At 40.6% G+C, this 17,543-nt stretch carries 16 protein-coding genes; 13 read left to right on the plus strand and 3 right to left on the minus strand.

Annotated elements, in window-relative coordinates; translation table 11 throughout:
* Positions 1 to 144: 144 nt before the first annotated feature.
* The 3 genes from EHW67_RS07135 to EHW67_RS07145 all read left to right on the plus strand — a co-directional run bounded on the left by EHW67_RS07135 (position 145) and on the right by EHW67_RS07145 (position 3,422).
* Positions 145 to 1,443 carry an aminopeptidase P family protein gene (locus tag EHW67_RS07135; protein ID WP_126161661.1) on the plus strand — a complete coding sequence of 433 codons (1,299 nt, stop codon included), beginning with the start codon at positions 145 to 147 and terminating at the stop codon, positions 1,441 to 1,443.
* Positions 1,444 to 1,740: 297 nt separating this feature from the next.
* On the plus strand, positions 1,741 to 2,643 hold the full coding sequence (locus tag EHW67_RS07140) for a sugar phosphate isomerase/epimerase family protein (RefSeq protein WP_126161662.1): 903 nt from the start codon (positions 1,741 to 1,743) through the stop codon (positions 2,641 to 2,643).
* A 527-nt stretch (positions 2,644 to 3,170) separates the two neighbouring features.
* Positions 3,171 to 3,422, plus strand: coding sequence for a hypothetical protein (locus EHW67_RS07145; protein ID WP_126161663.1), 252 nt, complete (start codon positions 3,171 to 3,173; stop codon positions 3,420 to 3,422).
* A 179-nt stretch (positions 3,423 to 3,601) separates the two neighbouring features.
* On the opposite strand, the gene thiL is transcribed toward EHW67_RS07145, so the two are convergent.
* Together thiL and EHW67_RS07155 are read right to left on the minus strand one after the other, a co-directional pair.
* The gene (gene thiL, locus EHW67_RS07150; RefSeq protein WP_126161664.1) at positions 3,602 to 4,645 is read right to left on the minus strand and encodes a thiamine-phosphate kinase; all 1,044 of its coding nucleotides are present in this window, start codon (positions 4,643 to 4,645) and stop codon (positions 3,602 to 3,604) included.
* Between the two features lie 152 nt (positions 4,646 to 4,797).
* Positions 4,798 to 6,252 (minus strand): Gfo/Idh/MocA family protein, encoded by a 1,455-nt coding sequence (locus tag EHW67_RS07155; RefSeq protein WP_126161665.1) that lies wholly within the window; start codon positions 6,250 to 6,252, stop codon positions 4,798 to 4,800.
* 384 nt (positions 6,253 to 6,636) lie between these two features.
* Between EHW67_RS07155 and EHW67_RS07160 the strand changes: the two genes are divergently transcribed.
* The 9 genes from EHW67_RS07160 to EHW67_RS07200 all read left to right on the plus strand — a co-directional run bounded on the left by EHW67_RS07160 (position 6,637) and on the right by EHW67_RS07200 (position 14,661).
* Positions 6,637 to 6,966 (plus strand): HesB/IscA family protein, encoded by a 330-nt coding sequence (locus tag EHW67_RS07160; RefSeq protein ID WP_126161666.1) that lies wholly within the window; start codon positions 6,637 to 6,639, stop codon positions 6,964 to 6,966.
* A gap of 99 nt (positions 6,967 to 7,065) precedes the next feature.
* Positions 7,066 to 8,511 carry a Fe-S cluster assembly protein SufB gene (gene sufB, locus EHW67_RS07165; RefSeq protein WP_126161667.1) on the plus strand — a complete coding sequence of 482 codons (1,446 nt, stop codon included), beginning with the start codon at positions 7,066 to 7,068 and terminating at the stop codon, positions 8,509 to 8,511.
* 124 nt (positions 8,512 to 8,635) lie between these two features.
* Entirely contained in the window at positions 8,636 to 9,388 is a 753-nt protein-coding gene (sufC, locus tag EHW67_RS07170) for a Fe-S cluster assembly ATPase SufC (protein ID WP_126161668.1), read from the plus strand.
* A gap of 130 nt (positions 9,389 to 9,518) precedes the next feature.
* Positions 9,519 to 10,835 (plus strand): Fe-S cluster assembly protein SufD, encoded by a 1,317-nt coding sequence (sufD, locus tag EHW67_RS07175; RefSeq protein ID WP_126161669.1) that lies wholly within the window; start codon positions 9,519 to 9,521, stop codon positions 10,833 to 10,835.
* A gap of 41 nt (positions 10,836 to 10,876) precedes the next feature.
* Positions 10,877 to 12,103 (plus strand): aminotransferase class V-fold PLP-dependent enzyme, encoded by a 1,227-nt coding sequence (locus EHW67_RS07180; RefSeq protein ID WP_126161670.1) that lies wholly within the window; start codon positions 10,877 to 10,879, stop codon positions 12,101 to 12,103.
* A gap of 109 nt (positions 12,104 to 12,212) precedes the next feature.
* A complete protein-coding gene (locus EHW67_RS07185) occupies positions 12,213 to 12,635 on the plus strand; it encodes a SufE family protein (protein WP_126161671.1) in 423 nt (140 codons plus the stop codon).
* 65 nt (positions 12,636 to 12,700) lie between these two features.
* Positions 12,701 to 13,033, plus strand: a complete 333-nt coding sequence (locus EHW67_RS07190) for a DUF59 domain-containing protein (protein ID WP_126161672.1) — start codon at positions 12,701 to 12,703, stop codon at positions 13,031 to 13,033.
* A 120-nt stretch (positions 13,034 to 13,153) separates the two neighbouring features.
* Positions 13,154 to 13,657, plus strand: coding sequence for a DUF2480 family protein (locus tag EHW67_RS07195; RefSeq protein ID WP_126161673.1), 504 nt, complete (start codon positions 13,154 to 13,156; stop codon positions 13,655 to 13,657).
* 71 nt (positions 13,658 to 13,728) lie between these two features.
* On the plus strand, positions 13,729 to 14,661 hold the full coding sequence (locus tag EHW67_RS07200; protein ID WP_126161674.1) for a DUF3078 domain-containing protein: 933 nt from the start codon (positions 13,729 to 13,731) through the stop codon (positions 14,659 to 14,661).
* Positions 14,662 to 15,134: 473 nt separating this feature from the next.
* Here EHW67_RS07200 and hflX read toward each other — a convergent pair whose 3' ends face one another.
* Positions 15,135 to 16,346 carry a GTPase HflX gene (hflX, locus tag EHW67_RS07205; protein WP_126161675.1) on the minus strand — a complete coding sequence of 404 codons (1,212 nt, stop codon included), beginning with the start codon at positions 16,344 to 16,346 and terminating at the stop codon, positions 15,135 to 15,137.
* Between the two features lie 77 nt (positions 16,347 to 16,423).
* On the opposite strand from hflX, the gene EHW67_RS07210 reads away from it, so the two are divergent.
* Positions 16,424 to 17,398, plus strand: coding sequence for an endonuclease/exonuclease/phosphatase family protein (locus EHW67_RS07210; protein ID WP_126161676.1), 975 nt, complete (start codon positions 16,424 to 16,426; stop codon positions 17,396 to 17,398).
* Positions 17,399 to 17,543 lie beyond the last annotated feature (145 nt).

Below are 17,543 nucleotides of genomic sequence, written 5' to 3' on the forward strand. Positions count from 1 at the left end.
AATGCCATTTGTATTAAAAAATGTAAGTACGAAGATAGCTTATTTTGGTATTGTTTGGGGCGGGGCATTCTGGTTTTAAAATTCATTTAACGCTTAGTGGGTATTGCATTTCCTATTTCTTAATTTTACGGCAAAAGTAAAGACATGAAATATCATCAAATAGACAATAACTTATTTATTAAGAACCGTAAGAAGTTTATGGACAGGATGCAGCCCAATAGCATTGCGGTTTTTAATTCCAACGATTTATACCCTATAGGGGCCGATAGTACCCTGCCTTTTGAGCAGAATCGGGATTTGTTTTATTTAAGTGGTGCGGACCAAGAAGAGACCATTCTTTTGTTGTTCCCAGATGCCGCAGACAAAAAACATCGGGAAATACTTTTTGTTAGGGAGACCAATGACCATATAGCCGTGTGGGAAGGGGAGAAATTGACAAAGGAGAAAGCTACCGAAGTTTCGGGCATTGAAACGGTGTGCTGGTTGAGCGATTTTGATAAGACCTTCTTTGATCTTATGACCGAGGTAGATACCGTCTATTTTAACACCAATGAACATTACAGACAGGCAGTTGAGACCCAAACGCGGGAAGATCGGTTTATTATACGATGCAAGCAAAATTTTCCAGCACACAAATGGGCAAAAAGCAGTACTATTCTTCAGGATTTAAGAGGGGTAAAGGAACCGGAGGAAATAGCCATAATGCAGACCGCCTGTAATATTACCGAAAAAGGATTTAGACGCCTATTGGGTTTTGTAAAACCAGGGGTAATGGAGTATGAGATTGAGGCCGAGTTATTGCACGAATTTATACGAAACAGGTCTAAAGGTTTTGCCTATACCCCCATTATTGCTTCTGGGAACAATGCCAATGTGCTACATTATATAGAAAATAACAGGGAATGTAAGGACGGGGATATGTTATTAATGGATGTGGCAGCAGAATATGCCAACTATTCTAGCGATTTAACACGTACCATTCCCGTAAACGGGAGGTTTACCCCAAGGCAAAAGGCGGTATACGAGGCGGTTTTGAGGGTGAAAAATGAGGCAACGGCCATGTTGGTACCTGGTACCATGTGGGCAGAATTCCACAAGGAGGTGGGTAAATTAATGACTTCTGAGCTCTTGGGGCTGGGCTTGTTGGACAAGGCCGATGTGCAAAATGAAAATAAGGACTGGCCTGCCTATAAAAAATATTTTATGCACGGAACCAGTCATCATATTGGCTTAAATACCCACGATTACGGGGCCTTAAAAACACCTATGGTGGCCAATATGGTCTATACCGTAGAGCCTGGTATCTATATTCCTGAAGAGAAAATGGGGGTGAGATTGGAAGATGATGTGGTGATACAGGAAAAAGGAGCTCCTTTTAACCTTATGGCGAATATTCCTATTGAGGTAGAGGAGATAGAGGAGCTGATGAATGCCAAGAAATAGTCCTAAAGGTTTTATGCATAGTTGTAGCTAGATTATTTTATTTGCTAAGCAAATACTTTAATAAATCCCCATGGTTCTGCCTTGGGGATTTTTTTTACTCTTACACTGCCTTTCCATGCTTCTTGGTTTTATGATGGTTTTTAGGCGTGTTTGTTACGGCCGTTTCACAAACACCCTTGTTTATTCCTTTAATTTCCAATAAATTCACTTAGTCCAAGTAAAAGCCTCTCTATATTGGTATACGGTGGTCCTTGGGTTTGGGATGTGGATTTTGTTTAAGTTAATCGGATTGCAATCATGGATAATAAAAGAAGAAGTATTATTCGGAGTCTGGTCCTTGCTCCCTTGTTTTTTGGTACAAGGGGTCTATTGGCCAGTCACAAGGGTGGGGCTTTGGTAAAAAACAGGGTGCAATATAGCGTCAATGCTTACTCCTTCAATGCAATGTTGAGGAGTGGGGAAATGACCTTCTATGATATGATGGAATTTGCGGCCCATATTGGTTTGGATGCTGTAGATCTCACTGGCTATTATTTTTCTTCATACCCCCAAGTGCCCAACAATAATGAACTTTTTTTGTTAAAACAGCGGGCATTGGAGCTTGGCTTGAATATTAGTTGGACCGGGGTGCGCAATAATTTTGTTGACCCTGATCCGGATATGCGTAAAGCCGATAGGGATATGGTAAAGAATTGGTTGGCCGTTTCATCCCTATTAGGGGCTAGCATCATGAGGGTATTTACCGGAAAGTACAATTATAAAGACTTCACAAAAGGCGAAGTAAAGGCTTGGCTTGTTGAAGAATTTAAAAGTTGTGCTCAATATGGTGCGGAACATGGCGTGATGGTGGGCTTGCAAAATCATAACGAATTTTTATTTGGCAGTAACGAAATAATAGACATCATTAGGAGGGTAGGTTCTAAATGGTTTGGTTTAATTCTGGATGTGGGCAGCCTCCATGCCAGTGACCCTTATAGTGAAATTGAAAAACTGGCTCCTTATGCAAACTATTGGTTTGTAAAGGAGCATGTATATCCAAATGGCATAAAAACCCCGGTGGATATGAAAAGAATAGCCGGTATTGTTAAAAACCAAGGATATCAGGGGTATATATCGTTCGAGAGCCTTTCTGAAGGTGACCCCAAAAAAATAATTACTTCCATGCTTGCTTCCTTTAAGGCGGAATATGAAAAACTTTAGTCTTAGGTCCATCGGTTGGGCACTTGGCCATCCATAGATGCTTAAGTAAGTTAATAGGATTTTTTTCCATAGATGTACTGTAGTCCCTATTTAGGTAAATACTGCCTATAATTATTGAATTGTTCCGATTGCAATAACCCAAGCTGCCCCTAATTTGTTTAGCGGAAACTTTAATGGGTATAGTGGAGATAAATAGGTTGAACCTAAAAAAAACGGGAATTACCACCTGCAACAATCATATTGGTTAATTCTTAGGTGATTACCGAAAAAATGGTGTAAAATTAGGATAAAAACCACCTGGTCGGTTCTTTAACTTTTTAGGGGGTGAAAGTGTATTTGGTCGAAAAAACAAATTTTTATTTCGAAAAAATCAAAAAAAAACAGGTTGTGCCCAATAAAAAGTACTTCTGTGGCGTTAGTTACTTGAAAGTGTTTTAGATAGCACTTTATAACCATTAATTTAGAAGTTTAATTTTTGCATTTTACGGTTCCCAAAACCTTACCAATGCCCCTTTAAAATCTGCCTTATGAAGAAAGTTATATCAGACTATGGAACCAAATTCAGCGCTATTTGCTGCAGCATTTTCGGACACCATTACATTATTTCCAAAAATGTAACCTCGCACATTAAGGAGTACAAGTGTGTTCACTGTGCCAAACAGGTCACCACGGATGTTAGTGGTAACCTTTCTGTGCTTACACCGGAGTTGCAGGATATCAACAATACCTTACAGGATATTTATCAAAAAAGACATAGGTCCACCCAACAGGTGGCCTAAGCCTTGCCTTGGAAATTAGATTCTGATCCTGATGGACATCGGAATTTATAAGTTATTCCCGTAAATTGAAAGGATGTCCTTATGCTGAACTGTCTTGCGCCCCTTGACAGTTAGGTGTTATACGTGCTTAAATTTCGGGAATTTTTTTATCCAAATCCTACCGTTCACACTTCATTGCTCTAAGAAAAGGAATTCCATCCTTGGGCCGTAAGCGGTATTTTGGCGTCGCCTCTGGAAATTAAATGCGCCCCTTCATTTTTGTCGGTCATATGTCCGATCACCGTAAAATGTGGGTTCCCTTTTATTTTTGGAAAATCTTTCTGGTCTATAGTAAATAAAAGCTCATAATCCTCTCCCCCACTTAGGGCAACCAAGGTGCTATCAATTTTAAATTCCTCACAGGCCGATATAACAGTAGGGTCTAACGGAATTTTGTTCTCATATACATTGCAGCCTACTGCACTCTTGCTGCACAAATGCAAAATTTCTGAAGAAAGTCCGTCACTAATATCGATCATAGAAGTGGGAAGGATTTCCAATTGCTGTAGCAAACCTTTAATATCCTTTCTGGCTTCCGGTTTTAGTTGGCGCTCCACAATATAGGTGTAAGGCGATAGGTCTGGTTGATTGTTGGGGTTTACCTTAAAAACTTCCTTTTCTCTTTCCAATACCTGTAGGCCGCAGTAGGCGCCTCCTAAATCACCTGATACCACAAGGAGATCATTGGGTTTGGCTCCGCTTCTATACACTATATCCGCTTCGTCTGCCTCACCAACGGCAGTTACACTTATTAACATGCCCTTTGTGGAAGAGGTAGTGTCCCCGCCAACGAGGTCTACCTTGTAAATTTCACAGGCCAGGGCAACCCCACTGTAAAATTCTTCCAGGGCCTCTAATGGAAACCTGTTGGAAACAGCAATGGATACGGTAATTTGGGTGGCAATGGCATTCATGGCATAGATGTCCGATAGGTTTACCATTACCGACTTATACCCTAAGTGTTTTAGGGGCATATAGCTAAGGTCAAAATGCACCCCTTCTATAAGCAGGTCTGTAGACATCACCGCTTTTTTATTACTAAAATCCATCACGGCAGCATCATCTCCTATGCCCATTATGCTGGACTTGTGTTGTAGTGTAAAGTTTTTGGTTAGATGATTGATCAATTCAAACTCTCCCAATTGATCCAATCCGGTCTTTTCTTGATTTTTATCTTCTATCATTTTGCAAAAATAAGGAGTAAATCTATCATATCCCCGCTTTAAGCTTATAAAGATGGGGATGTATAGGGATTGAAAACGCCGATCCAAATATAGCAGCCATGGGCTTACTTATTTAAATCGGCGTTTTGTTTTGTACACTACTTTAATAATGTCTATCCCAAAGAATAACCATTTCTATAGTTGCGTTTCACATATTTGTTGGCAGGTTCAAAGTTGGTAACCTTCATGTTTTCGGCATCCCACAATAGACGTTTTCTACCGTTGTATTTAGAGCCGCCCCAGAAACTGGTTTTATCGGCATTGGGGTCTACCTCAAAATAGGCTTTAAGGGCCAGATTTCCAATTAGGATACTCTCTGTAAACGGACCGGCGTAATCAAATGACGAACTGGTCTCGGCATTGCCGTAACCGGCCATACAGGCGTTTACCCATTGTAGGTAATGCCCTTCCGGTACACGTGCAATGGTTTCTTCCACTTCAAATTGCTCGTTCAGCGTTAGTGGGAGCAGTCTAGGGTTGGCCCCGTAACAATCTGCCAATAATTTTCCTTTGGTTCCTATAAAAAGAACGCCTCCATCCCAGTTGCCCAAGGCTTCGTCATCACCCATTTCATCTGGTCTCTCTGGCAGGAGTCCGCCATCCATCCAAGTTACTTTTACGGTACCCTTGCCATCGGTTCTTGGGTAGCTGAGGTGTATTTTACTGGAGTTGGGAAAACTCTTGGGGTAATCTGCGGTTTCAAATTTGCCTTTAAAGGAGTCGGAAACACTACATTCAACCTGGTTAGGATACAGTATAGGCAATATTCTGTATACCGGGTCCATGATATGGCAGGCCATATCTCCTAGGGCCCCCGTTCCAAAGTCGGACCATCCCCTCCAATCAAAAGGTAGGTAGGCGTCGTTGTAATCCCTCATTTCGGCTGTTCCCAACCACAGGTCCCAATTTAGTCCCTTTGGAATTCTATCTTTTTTAGTGGGAGTTTGCAGTGCTTGTGGCCATATGGCCCTATTGGTCCAACATTTCACGGTGTGCACATCACCAATGATGCCCGTATCATATATTTCCTTCATTTTTCTAACACCATCTCCAGAGCCACCCTGATTTCCCATCTGGGTAACTACTTTGAATTTTTTAGCGGCTTCGGTTAGCATTCTGGCCTCCCAAATGTCATGGGTAAGGGGCTTTTGTACATATACGTGTTTGCCCATTTCCATGGCCATATACGCGGCGACGGCATGATTGTGGTCTGGAGTAGATACCGATACGGCATCAATATTGTCCTTTTCGTTTTCCAACATTTTTCTAAAATCGGCATAGTATTTTGCCTTAGGGAAATTCTTTCTGGATTCCACGGCCTGTCTGTCATCCACATCGCAAAGCCCTACAATGTTAACGTTTGGACTTTCTGCAAAGGATGCAATGTCGCTTCTTCCTTTACCACCAGCTCCTATGCCGGCAATGTTCAGTTTGTCACTTGGAGCAACAAAGCCAGGACCTCCCAATACGTGTCGTGGTACGATCATAAAACCGGCAGTTGCCAAGCCGGTGCCTTTAATAAAATCTCGTCGCGAATTGTTACTAAATGCGGTCTTCTTTTTGGACATAATATTCGTATGTTTTTCTGTTTTTTTAAAATGCAGTTGAATTTAAATTAAATTTTTGTAACTAGCATAAAGATGTTTTATTATTTTCTTTTCCCATGGCCATTATTTTGTTAAGTCGGTAATTATTTGGCCAAGCTATTCCCAATATCAAAAAAAATGGCAGTTCCCTTGCAAATGGTACATGAAAGCGGTACCGACGCTTTACAGGGGAGGAAATAGGGTTGTATGGATCTTTTCCAGTGCCTATAGGGAAGGGGCTTTGTAGTTGGTTTTGTGCCATAGAGAACATTGATTTTACTATTCGTTATATTAATGTTAGTAAATATGGTAAAACCCTACTTATGTAGTATATTTGTAAACTATTTAGATTAAATCCAATTAGCAATGATTAAAGTATCTGAAACAGCTAGGGACAGGGTGATGGCCCTCATGGCGGAAGGAGGCTTTGACGCCAGCAAAGACTATGTTAGGGTTGGTGTTAAAAGCGGTGGCTGCAGCGGTTTGTCCTATGAGCTGAATTTTTCAAAAGAGGCCGGTGAGTCCGATAAAATATTTGAAGATAATGCCGTACGTATCGTAGTGGATAAAAAGAGTTTTCTTTATCTGGTAGGCACGGTATTGGAGTATTCGGGTGGACTCAATGGCAAAGGATTTGTGTTCAATAACCCCAATGCACAAAGAACCTGTGGATGTGGAGAGAGTTTCTCTCTCTAGCATTTTAAAGGGGTGATGATAAAAATGTACCAATGATAGTGTTGGGGACGATAAATAATTAGTCAATTGTGGTCTTGAACAATTGTTAAATTAAGAAGAATGGCATATACAGAGGAAGAGTTAAAAAAAGAATTGGAAACCAAGGAGTATGAATACGGTTTCTACACAGATATAGAATCGGATACCTTTCCCAATGGTCTTAATGAGGAAATAGTGATAGCTATTTCCAAAAAGAAGGAGGAGCCGGAGTGGATGACCTTATGGCGCTTGGAGTCCTTTAAAATTTGGAAGGAGATGGTGGAGCCCGAATGGGCAAATGTGAGGTATGAAAAACCCGATTTTCAGGCTATTTCCTACTATTCGGCACCAAACAAGAAGCCAAAGTACAATAGTTTGGACGAGGTAGACCCCGAGTTGTTGGATACTTTTAAGAAGTTGGGTATTTCTTTGGACGAGCAAAAGAAGTTGGCCGGCGTAGCGGTAGATATTGTTATGGATTCTGTTTCGGTTGCTACTACCTTTAAAAAGACACTTGCGGAAAAAGGCATTATATTTTGTTCTATTTCCGAGGCTATTAAAGAGCACCCGGAACTGGTAAAGAAATACATTGGTACCGTAGTGCCCCAAAAAGATAATTTTTATGCAGCCTTGAATTCGGCCGTTTTCTCGGACGGTTCTTTCTGTTACATTCCCAAAGGGGTGAAATGTCCTATGGAACTTTCTACCTATTTTAGAATTAATCAGGCGGGTACCGGGCAGTTTGAAAGAACCTTGGTAATTGCAGACGAGGGTAGTTATGTTAGTTATTTGGAGGGTTGTACGGCTCCATCACGTGATGAGAACCAGCTGCACGCCGCCGTAGTGGAATTAATTGCATTGGACGATGCCGAAATAAAATACTCCACTGTACAAAACTGGTTTCCTGGAAACAAGGAAGGTAAGGGCGGGGTCTATAACTTTGTTACCAAGAGGGGGTTGTGTGAAAAGAACGCCAAAATTTCTTGGACACAGGTTGAAACGGGATCGGCCGTTACCTGGAAATATCCTTCCTGTATCTTAAAAGGGGATAATTCCATTGGGGAATTCTATTCCATTGCAGTGACCAATAATTACCAACAGGCAGATACGGGTACTAAGATGATCCACCTTGGGAAAAATACAAGAAGTACTATTATATCCAAAGGTATTTCTGCCGGTAAATCCCAAAACAGCTATCGTGGATTGGTACAGGTGAACAGTAGGGCAGAAAATGCCAGGAACTTCTCCCAGTGTGATTCGCTGTTGATGGGCAACGAATGTGGTGCACATACCTTTCCCTATATTGAGGCAAAGAACAAATCTGCACAAATAGAGCATGAGGCGACGACCAGTAAAATTGGGGAAGATCAGATATTTTATTGTAACCAGCGGGGTATAGATACTGAAAAGGCCATAGCCTTGATCGTAAATGGTTTTAGTAAGGAAGTGTTGAATAAATTGCCGATGGAATTTGCCGTAGAAGCCCAAAAATTATTGGAAATAAGTTTGGAAGGATCAGTTGGTTAATGACCATTGTTGTTCCCTTGTAGGGGCAGTTATGCTGAGACTGGGAACAATAAGCCATACATAACAAGATATTATTAAAATGCCATAGGCATACCATATTATAAAATAATTAGAATTAAGAACAATGCTGAAAATAAATAATTTACACGCTAGAGTAGAAGACAAGGAGATCCTTAAGGGAATAAACCTAACGGTCAATGCAGGGGAGGTACACGCCATTATGGGACCCAACGGTTCCGGGAAAAGTACTTTGGCGTCAGTAATTGCTGGTAAGGAAGAGTTTGAAGTGACCAAGGGCGAGGTGTTTTTAGAGGGTGAAAACCTTGAGGATACTGCTCCCGAAGATAGGGCGCATAAAGGGGTGTTTCTTTCTTTTCAATATCCGGTAGAGATTCCCGGCGTATCTGTTACCAATTTTATGAAAACGGCCATAAACGAATCCAGAAAGGCCAAGGGGTTGGAAGATATGCCGGCCAAGGACATGTTAAAACTGATTAGGGAAAAGTCCGAGTTGCTGGAAATTGACAGAAAATTTTTATCACGTTCCTTAAATGAAGGGTTTTCCGGTGGCGAGAAAAAGCGTAACGAGATCTTTCAGATGGCAATGTTAGAACCTAAATTGGCCATCTTGGATGAAACTGATTCCGGTTTGGATATTGATGCCTTGCGTATCGTGGCCAATGGGGTTAACAAGTTAAAGAGCAAGGACAATGCCGTAATTGTTATTACCCACTACCAAAGGCTGTTGGAATATATTGTACCAGACTATGTTCACGTACTGCACAATGGTAAGATCGTGAAATCTGGGGATAAGGACCTGGCCCTTGAATTGGAAGAAAAAGGATATGACTGGTTAAAACAGGAAGCAGCGGTTTAATGCCAATGTTGAAAGTTTAAGAGTCAAAATTGAAAATAAATCTAAAATGTCAAGCGGAAGTGCAAAGTATTTTGGTCATAGGGCCAGGACCTTTCCAACACATGGCATTTAGACATTACAACTTGTAAAAATGGATTTAAAAGAAAAATTGGTTTCCTCATTTTTGGCATTTGAAAACGGTGTGGACGTGGATAACCCAGTTCATGATATTCGTTCAGAAGCCATTAAAAAATTTGAGGCAAAAGGGTTTCCCACCAAGAAAGAGGAGGCTTGGAAATACACTTCCTTAAATACACTTCAGAAAATAGATTTCAGTATATTTCCCAAAAAGGAGAGTAATCTGGAGTATAGGGACGTTAAGAAGTACTTTCTTCATGAAATAGATACCTTTAAGATTGTTTTTGTAGATGGGGTATACAGTTCCTTTTTATCGGAGACCACCCATGATGGGGTGGATGTATGCCTAATGAGTTCGGCCTTGAACAAGCCTATGTACAAGCAAATAATAGATGTTTATTTTAATAAAATAGCTTCTCAAGAAGACTCCTTGACCAGTTTAAATACTGCTTTTAGCAAGGAAGGCGCCTATATCTATATTCCAAAAAATAAGATTCCCAAGAAGCCTATAGAGATTATTCATTTCGCAACAGGAAATGAAGCGGCCTTATTATTACAGCCTAGAAACCTGATCATTGCCGAGGAGAATGCCGAAATGCAGATTATTGAGCGCCATCAGAGCTTAACTAGCAATGAGGTGTTTACTAATTCCGTTACCGAAATTTTTGCGGCCAAGAATGCTATAGTGGACTACTATAAGGTGCAGAACGATTGTACTACCGCTTCTCTAATAGATAACACCTATATAGATCAAAAAGGCGGCAGTGCGGTGAATGTGCACACTTTTTCCTTTGGGGGCAAATTAACGCGTAATAATCTTAATTTCTATCAAAACGGGGAACATGTAGATTCTACTATGAAAGGGGTAACCATTATAGAGGGGAAACAACATGTAGACCACCATACCTTGGTACACCATATTGAGCCCAATTGTGAGAGCCATCAGGATTACAAGGGGATATACGGCGAGAACGCCACTGGGGTATTCAATGGGAAGATCATAGTAGAAAAAATAGCCCAAAAGACAAATGCTTTTCAGCAGAACAACAATATCTTGGTGAGTGACAAGGCCACAATAAATACCAAACCACAATTGGAGATTTTTGCAGATGATGTAAAGTGTTCCCATGGCTGTACTATTGGTCAGTTAGATGAAGAGGCCTTATTTTATCTTCAATCCAGGGGTATTCCAAAAAAGGAGGCCAGGGCATTGTTGATGTATGCTTTTGCCAATAACGTTCTGGAAAGTGTTCGGATTCCGGAATTAAAGGTGAGGATCAACAAGCTGATAGCCAACAAATTGGAGGTTAGATTAGGGTTTGATCTATAATACCTCCTATTTCTGCGATTGCCATAACTTCAAATATCATCATGATAGATACTGTTTTAGACATATTGAGTATACGTAAGGATTTTCCAATTTTAAATAGGAAAGTTAATGGGTATCCACTGGTGTATTTGGACAATGCAGCTACCTCACAGACCCCGCAAAAGGTTATAGATGCCATTGTGGATTATTATTCCAGATACAATGCCAATATCCACAGAGGGGTACATAGCTTGTCCCAAGAGGCAACGGATGCTTATGAGCAGGCTAGGAAGAAAATACAGCTGCATTTTAATGCGGCCCATACACATGAGATTTTATTTACCTCCGGTACAACCCATGGGGTTAATTTAGTGGCCAATGGCTTTGGTTCTTTTTTAAAGGAGGGCGATGAGGTTATTGTTTCGGCTTTGGAACACCATTCCAATATTGTGCCTTGGCAGATGATGTGCGAACGTAGCGGAGCTGTTTTAAAGGTAATTCCAATGAATTTGGAAGGGGAATTGGTCATGGAGGCCTATCATGAATTACTTTCTGATAGAACAAAATTAGTATTCTGTAATCATGTTTCCAATGCTTTGGGCACCGTGAACCCAATTAAGGAAATTATTGAGGCTGCGCACCGTGTAGGTGCTGCAGTATTGATTGATGGGGCACAGGCCGCTCCGCACCTGAAAGCCGATGTTCAGCAATTGGATGTTGACTTCTACGTGGTATCTGCACATAAAATGTGTGGTCCAACCGGGGTTGGGGTGCTTTATGGTAAGGAAGAGTGGCTTAACAAACTGCCACCATATCAAGGAGGAGGGGAGATGATAGCGGAAGTGACATTTGAAAAGACCACCTATGCAGAGCTTCCCCATAAATTTGAGGCGGGAACCCCAAATATATGTGGGGGAATAGCCTTTGGTGCGGCTTTGGATTATATGAATGCTATTGGGTTTGAAGCTATTGCACAGTACGAACATGAACTACTAGAGTATGCTACCAAAGAATTATTGGCTATTGAAGGCTTAAGAATCTACGGTAATGGTAAGGAGAAAACTGCGGTTGTGTCCTTTAATATAGAAGGCTTGCATCCCTATGATATAGGGAGTATATTGGATAAGTTGGGCGTTGCAGTAAGAACGGGACACCACTGTGCACAGCCAATAATGGATTTTTATAAAATACCAGGTACGGTAAGGGCCAGTTTTAGTTTTTACAATACCAAGGAAGAGGTAGATGTGCTGGTAAAGTCCGTAAAGCGTGCACAAGCCATGCTGTCCTAACTACAGCCAGTTAATTTTCAATGTTTTAAATAGTTGATAGGCAAATATACTTGTTGTATTTTTGTTCAAAATTGTTGGCCCATGGTAGAATGGGTTTCAAAAATCAGATATGGGTATAAAGGAAATACAGGAAGAAATCGTTGATGAATTCTCTATGTTCGAGGATTGGATGCAACGCTATGAGTATATGATCGAATTGGGTAAATCATTGCCATTGATCGAGGAGCAGTATAAAACAGATGATAATATCATTAAGGGCTGTCAGAGCAAGGTATGGGTGCATGCCGAATTGGAGGGTGATAAATTGGTGTTTACGGCAGATAGTGATGCCATAATCACCAAAGGGATAATTGCGATACTGATACGTGCCTTTAGTAATCAAAGACCGCAGGATATCATAGATGCGGACACCGCTTTTATAGATCAGATTGGTTTAAAGGAGCATTTATCGCCTACTAGGGCCAATGGTCTTGTAAGCATGATCAAGCAGTTGAAATTATATGCTGTAGCCTATCAAACCCAATTAAATTAATGTGTTTGCAGTTTGGTTTTTTTTAAAAGAAAAACCCCAATTGCTTATCAATAAACATTTATCAAATGAGTGACGAAATAACAACAATAGATACCCAGGAATTGGGTGAAAAGATAGTAAGGGTTTTAAAGACTATTTACGATCCGGAAATACCTGTGGACATCTATGAGCTAGGGCTTATTTATGATGTCTTCGTGAACGAGGACTACGAAGTTAAAATACTTATGACGCTAACCTCTCCCAATTGCCCGGTTGCGGAATCCCTGCCCATGGAGGTTGAGGAAAAGGTGAAGTCTCTTGACGAATTAAAGGATGTTGAGGTAGAGATTACTTTTGATCCGCCTTGGACACAGGAATTAATGAGCGAGGAAGCTAAGTTGGAATTGGGAATGTTGTAGTACCTTGTAGTCTATTTACGGTAATTTTGGCCGTATAAAGGCCAGAGGTGTTTCACTTAATAGAAGCATCAATGCCAAGCAGCTGTTACACCGGATTTTCCAACAATAAATTTCATTATTATGTCTGAAATCATCAATCGTGTTGCCCAAAGTAAACTGCTGACCTTTAACCTTGAGGATTATTACCCAGTAGGGCAAAGGGTATTATTGGATATTAAAGATTGGCTATACGAGGGCCTTATACTTAGGGAAAAAGATTTTAGGAGCCAATTGGATAACCACGATTGGAGTGGGTATCAAGATGCCTACGTAGCGCTTAACTGCTCTACAGATGCCGTTATACCTGGATGGGCCTATATGCTTATAGCTACCAAACTACAGCCTTTTGCCAAAAAAGTGGTGATTGGAGATCTTGAAGCACTGGAGTCGTCACTCTATCAATCCATATTGGAAGATTTGGATGTTTCAGTATTTGAGGGCAAACCTGTGATTATCAAAGGTTGTTCCCATAAACCTGTTCCACCCAACGCTTATTTATGGGCTACTACCAAGATTCAATCGGTTGCCAAAAGCGTTATGTACGGGGAAGCCTGCTCATCTGTCCCTCTGTTTAAGTCAAAATAACCCTTAATAAGGTTATTTAAAATTGTATTGCAATTCTTACTTTTGCCATAATAAATAAAACACTATCTATTATGAAAAAAATTGTACTAGGGGTAGTCGCGTTGTTGGCTATGAACATTACGGTGGCCCAAACCTTGGAGGGGTTAAAGGCCGAAAAAGCAAGTAAAAAGGACTCTATAGCCGCCATTCAGAAAAGAGTAGATGCCATTCAAGGCAAAATAGATGCCATACCAGGCTGGAAAACGGGTGCCTTTGGTACTATTGGGGCCACTATTTCTGGATTCAATAATTGGTATGCAAAAGGGGCACCAAATTCGGACGCGGGAAATATTGGTATTACGGCCAATGCTTTCGCCAATCTTAAAGAGGCTAAATATTTCTGGAGGAACTCCCTGAATGTTAACTTGGGATGGGTCAAAATTGATGATAAGGATATTGATACGGATGATGATAGTTTTCGTTCCTCCACCGACGTCTTTACCATTACTTCGTTATACGGACAGAAACTAAGCGAAAAATTTGCCATATCTACCCTTGGGGAATATAGGACAACCATTATTGATAATTTTAATGATCCAGGGTATTTGGACGTGGGTCTTGGTGCCACATGGACGCCCATTGCCGATTTGGTAGTAGTGATCCACCCGTTGAACTACAACTTTGTGTTCAGTAGCGGGGATACCGTTTTTGAATCGTCCTTGGGAGCCAAAATAGTGGCAGATTATACCAGACAATTGGGCAAGGTAAACTTTAAGACCAATCTATCCCTATTTCAGAGCTATAAAAGTGCGGACTACTCCAACTGGACCTGGACCAATTCTTTTGGGTATACCTTATGGAAGGGTATTGGCTTAGGATTTGAATTTGGACTAAGGAACAATAGACAGGAGGCATTGAATTATGCCATTAGCAACCTGGATACAGGGGATCCAACACCTACTTTTGATTCTATTGACAATGATTTACAGACCTATTGGTTATTTGGTTTAAATTATTCCTTCTAAAAACAGGAATAATCATGTTAAAAAAAAAGGCCCCTTGCGGGGCTTTTTTTTAGCTAAGTAGATTTTTTGGTAAAATTTGGTTTATTATTATAAATTTTCACCTTAGGTTAAGTGCTGATTTGGGGAAAAAGCACTTGAAAAAAGATTGATATTTGATTTGGGGATAAATACCTTTTCTTAATTACATTGTAAAGATAGGCCTAATTGGTGTCCCTGTTTCATTTTTGTTGTGAACGTAGTATAGTATGTTGTGAACAAAACCAATGGTATCGTTTGTCCGATGAACGGCATCGTAGCTGTGGCTATTTTCTTCGTTTTAAGCGGTATAGGGTTAAAAATGCTGTGTGTCTCCTTTTGTAAAAAGACCATAGTCTATCCTTTAAGCCATTTTCATGGCCCTGGAATAATAGGTTTGTTTCAACGTAAAGGCCCCTAGATCTTTTTAACTTCTATAGGGGCAAATCGCCATGTTTCTAGTACTCGTCCAGGTTTTCTGGGTATAGAAAGTTGTTATAGGGAAATCGGGTAACGTGAATATCGCGTACCTCATCATAGACACGTTTTCTAAACTCCTTAAGGTTTTCCTTGTTTAATGCCGATATAAACAGCGCCTTGTCACCCACCCGTCTCATCCAAGTATTTTTCCATTCCTCTATGGTGAAATGCTTGGTTGTTTTTTCGGTTACCAAGTCGTCATCATCAATGGTCTTGTGTTCATATTGGTCTATCTTATTGAAAACCATAATGGTTTTTTTATCAGAACTGTCTATTTCTGAAAGGATTTGGTTTACTGAATCTATATGTTCCTCAAAATTGGGATGCGAAATGTCTACCACATGAAGAAGTAGGTCGGCCTCACGAACCTCGTCCAAGGTACTTTTAAAGCTCTCTACCAACTGTGTGGGCAGTTTTCTAATAAATCCTACCGTGTCGCTCAATAAGAACGGTAGGTTGCCTATAACCACTTTCCTGACCGTAGTGTCCAAGGTGGCAAATAGTTTGTTCTCTGCAAAAACATCACTTTTGCTAATGACGTTCATTAAGGTAGATTTCCCTACGTTGGTATAGCCTACTAGGGCAACACGTACCAAGGCCCCTCTATTGCCTCTTTGGGTCTCCATCTGCTTATCTACTTTTAACAGTTTTTTCTTAAGAAGGGAAATACGGTCGCGCACAATACGTCTGTCCGTTTCAATTTCTGTTTCCCCGGGTCCGCGCATTCCAATTCCCCCTTTTTGGCGCTCCAAGTGGGTCCATAATCCGGTTAGTCTTGGAAGTAAGTATTCATATTGTGCCAATTCTACTTGGGTTCTTGCATAACTGGTCTGGGCCCTTTGTGCAAAAATGTCAAGGATTAAACTGGTTCGGTCCAAGATCTTACATTTTAATTGTCGCTCTATGTTCCGCTGTTGACCGGGACTAAGTTCGTCGTCAAATATAACGGAGCCAATGTCGTTCTGTTTTACATAGGACTCCACTTCCTGCATCTTACCACTACCTATATAAGTTTTGGGGTTGGGGACATCTATACGCTGTACAAAGCGCTTACAGACCTCACCTCCTGCAGTGTAGGTAAGAAATTCAAGTTCGTCCAAATATTCTGTTACCTTTTCCTCGTTTTGGTCCTTGTTCATGACTCCTATGAGTACGGCCTTTTCGTATTCTATGGTCTTCTTTTCTAACATATACTTATTTAAAGTACAAATCTAATCAATACTTGCAAAGGGATTTTCGTATTTTAGCAATCGGTTAATAATTTTGAATGAAATTTTCATTTTTTAAGAAAAAATCGGTCAATACCCTACATACGGTAGCCTTCTATAATTTAGAAAACCTTTTTGACACTGCCGATGCTCCACATACTTTGGATGATGATTTTACCCCAAATGGTTCCAGAAAATGGACTCCAAGACGATATCAAAAAAAATTACAAAAACTCGCTAAAACAATAAGTAAGATAGGTAGGGCGAGTACTGGACAGCCTCCGGTGTTGGTAGGAGTGGCCGAGGTGGAGAATAAAACCGTAGTCCAGGATTTATTGGCAACCGGCCCTTTGTCCGATTACAATTACCATTATATACATTATGATTCCCCAGATGAAAGGGGAATAGACAATGCCCTGCTTTATAACCAGGACAATTTTAAGGTTATTTCCTCAGAGCCCATAGCTTTACTTCTTTATAGTGAAAACGGACAGCGCGATACTACTAGGGATATTTTATATGTGCACGGTGAATTGAATGGGGAAGAGGTGCATGTTTTTGTAAACCATTGGCCTTCAAGGCGAAATGGAGATCAGCAAACCGATCATAAGCGTATCCAGGCAGCCCATACCATAAATGAATACATGAAGGGGATAGAATTGCGGTTTAATGACCCTAACTACATTATTATGGGCGATTTTAACGATGGTCCCTCCTCCGCAAGTGTACAGACCTTAATGGGCAATAATAGGCTGTACAATCCCATGGAAAAATTAATGGCCCCAGGACGGGGCAGTGCCTATTATAAAAGAAGATGGAGCCTTTTTGATCAGATAATTGTGTCCCATAACTTCTTAAATTTTGAAAAGGGTACCCATAGTTTTACAGAGGCCAATATTTTTGATGAGGCTTTTTTAGCCGAGAATAAAGGAAAATACAAGGGCAATCCGCGTAGGACCTATGTAGGAAGAAGGTATGTGGGCGGATTTAGTGATCATTTTCCCGTCTATGTTCAGTTAAAACTCAATTCCTAAAAAAAATTATAGTAGCATAAACATCTTTTCATGACGTTTTTTTGAGCGTTCACAACAAATCCATGCATTTCATCGAATAAAAGCGTGCGTTTATCGAGTATATTGCTGTGTTACAGTATATTTGTAATCCAAATCTTACTGTAGA

Origin of the sequence: Arenibacter aquaticus, from assembly GCF_003957295.1 — a bacterium.
Taxonomy (GTDB): domain Bacteria; phylum Bacteroidota; class Bacteroidia; order Flavobacteriales; family Flavobacteriaceae; genus Arenibacter; species Arenibacter aquaticus.

Excerpts from the sequence above, each read along its gene's own strand:
- sufD (WP_126161669.1), top strand. The coding sequence starts at position 9,519 with ATGGATTTAAAAGAAAAATTGGTTTCCTCATTTTTGGCATTTGAAAAC.
- EHW67_RS07145 (WP_126161663.1), top strand. The coding sequence starts at position 3,171 with ATGAAGAAAGTTATATCAGACTATGGAACCAAATTCAGCGCTATTTGC.
- EHW67_RS07160 (WP_126161666.1), top strand. The coding sequence starts at position 6,637 with ATGATTAAAGTATCTGAAACAGCTAGGGACAGGGTGATGGCCCTCATG.
- thiL (WP_126161664.1), bottom strand. The coding sequence starts at position 4,645 with ATGATAGAAGATAAAAATCAAGAAAAGACCGGATTGGATCAATTGGGA.
- EHW67_RS07140 (WP_126161662.1), top strand. The coding sequence starts at position 1,741 with ATGGATAATAAAAGAAGAAGTATTATTCGGAGTCTGGTCCTTGCTCCC.
- EHW67_RS07210 (WP_126161676.1), top strand. The coding sequence starts at position 16,424 with ATGAAATTTTCATTTTTTAAGAAAAAATCGGTCAATACCCTACATACG.
- sufB (WP_126161667.1), top strand. The coding sequence starts at position 7,066 with ATGGCATATACAGAGGAAGAGTTAAAAAAAGAATTGGAAACCAAGGAG.
- EHW67_RS07200 (WP_126161674.1), top strand. The coding sequence starts at position 13,729 with ATGAAAAAAATTGTACTAGGGGTAGTCGCGTTGTTGGCTATGAACATT.
- EHW67_RS07155 (WP_126161665.1), bottom strand. The coding sequence starts at position 6,252 with ATGTCCAAAAAGAAGACCGCATTTAGTAACAATTCGCGACGAGATTTT.
- sufC (WP_126161668.1), top strand. The coding sequence starts at position 8,636 with ATGCTGAAAATAAATAATTTACACGCTAGAGTAGAAGACAAGGAGATC.
- EHW67_RS07190 (WP_126161672.1), top strand. The coding sequence starts at position 12,701 with ATGAGTGACGAAATAACAACAATAGATACCCAGGAATTGGGTGAAAAG.
- hflX (WP_126161675.1), bottom strand. The coding sequence starts at position 16,346 with ATGTTAGAAAAGAAGACCATAGAATACGAAAAGGCCGTACTCATAGGA.
- EHW67_RS07195 (WP_126161673.1), top strand. The coding sequence starts at position 13,154 with ATGTCTGAAATCATCAATCGTGTTGCCCAAAGTAAACTGCTGACCTTT.
- EHW67_RS07185 (WP_126161671.1), top strand. The coding sequence starts at position 12,213 with ATGGGTATAAAGGAAATACAGGAAGAAATCGTTGATGAATTCTCTATG.
- EHW67_RS07135 (WP_126161661.1), top strand. The coding sequence starts at position 145 with ATGAAATATCATCAAATAGACAATAACTTATTTATTAAGAACCGTAAG.
- EHW67_RS07180 (WP_126161670.1), top strand. The coding sequence starts at position 10,877 with ATGATAGATACTGTTTTAGACATATTGAGTATACGTAAGGATTTTCCA.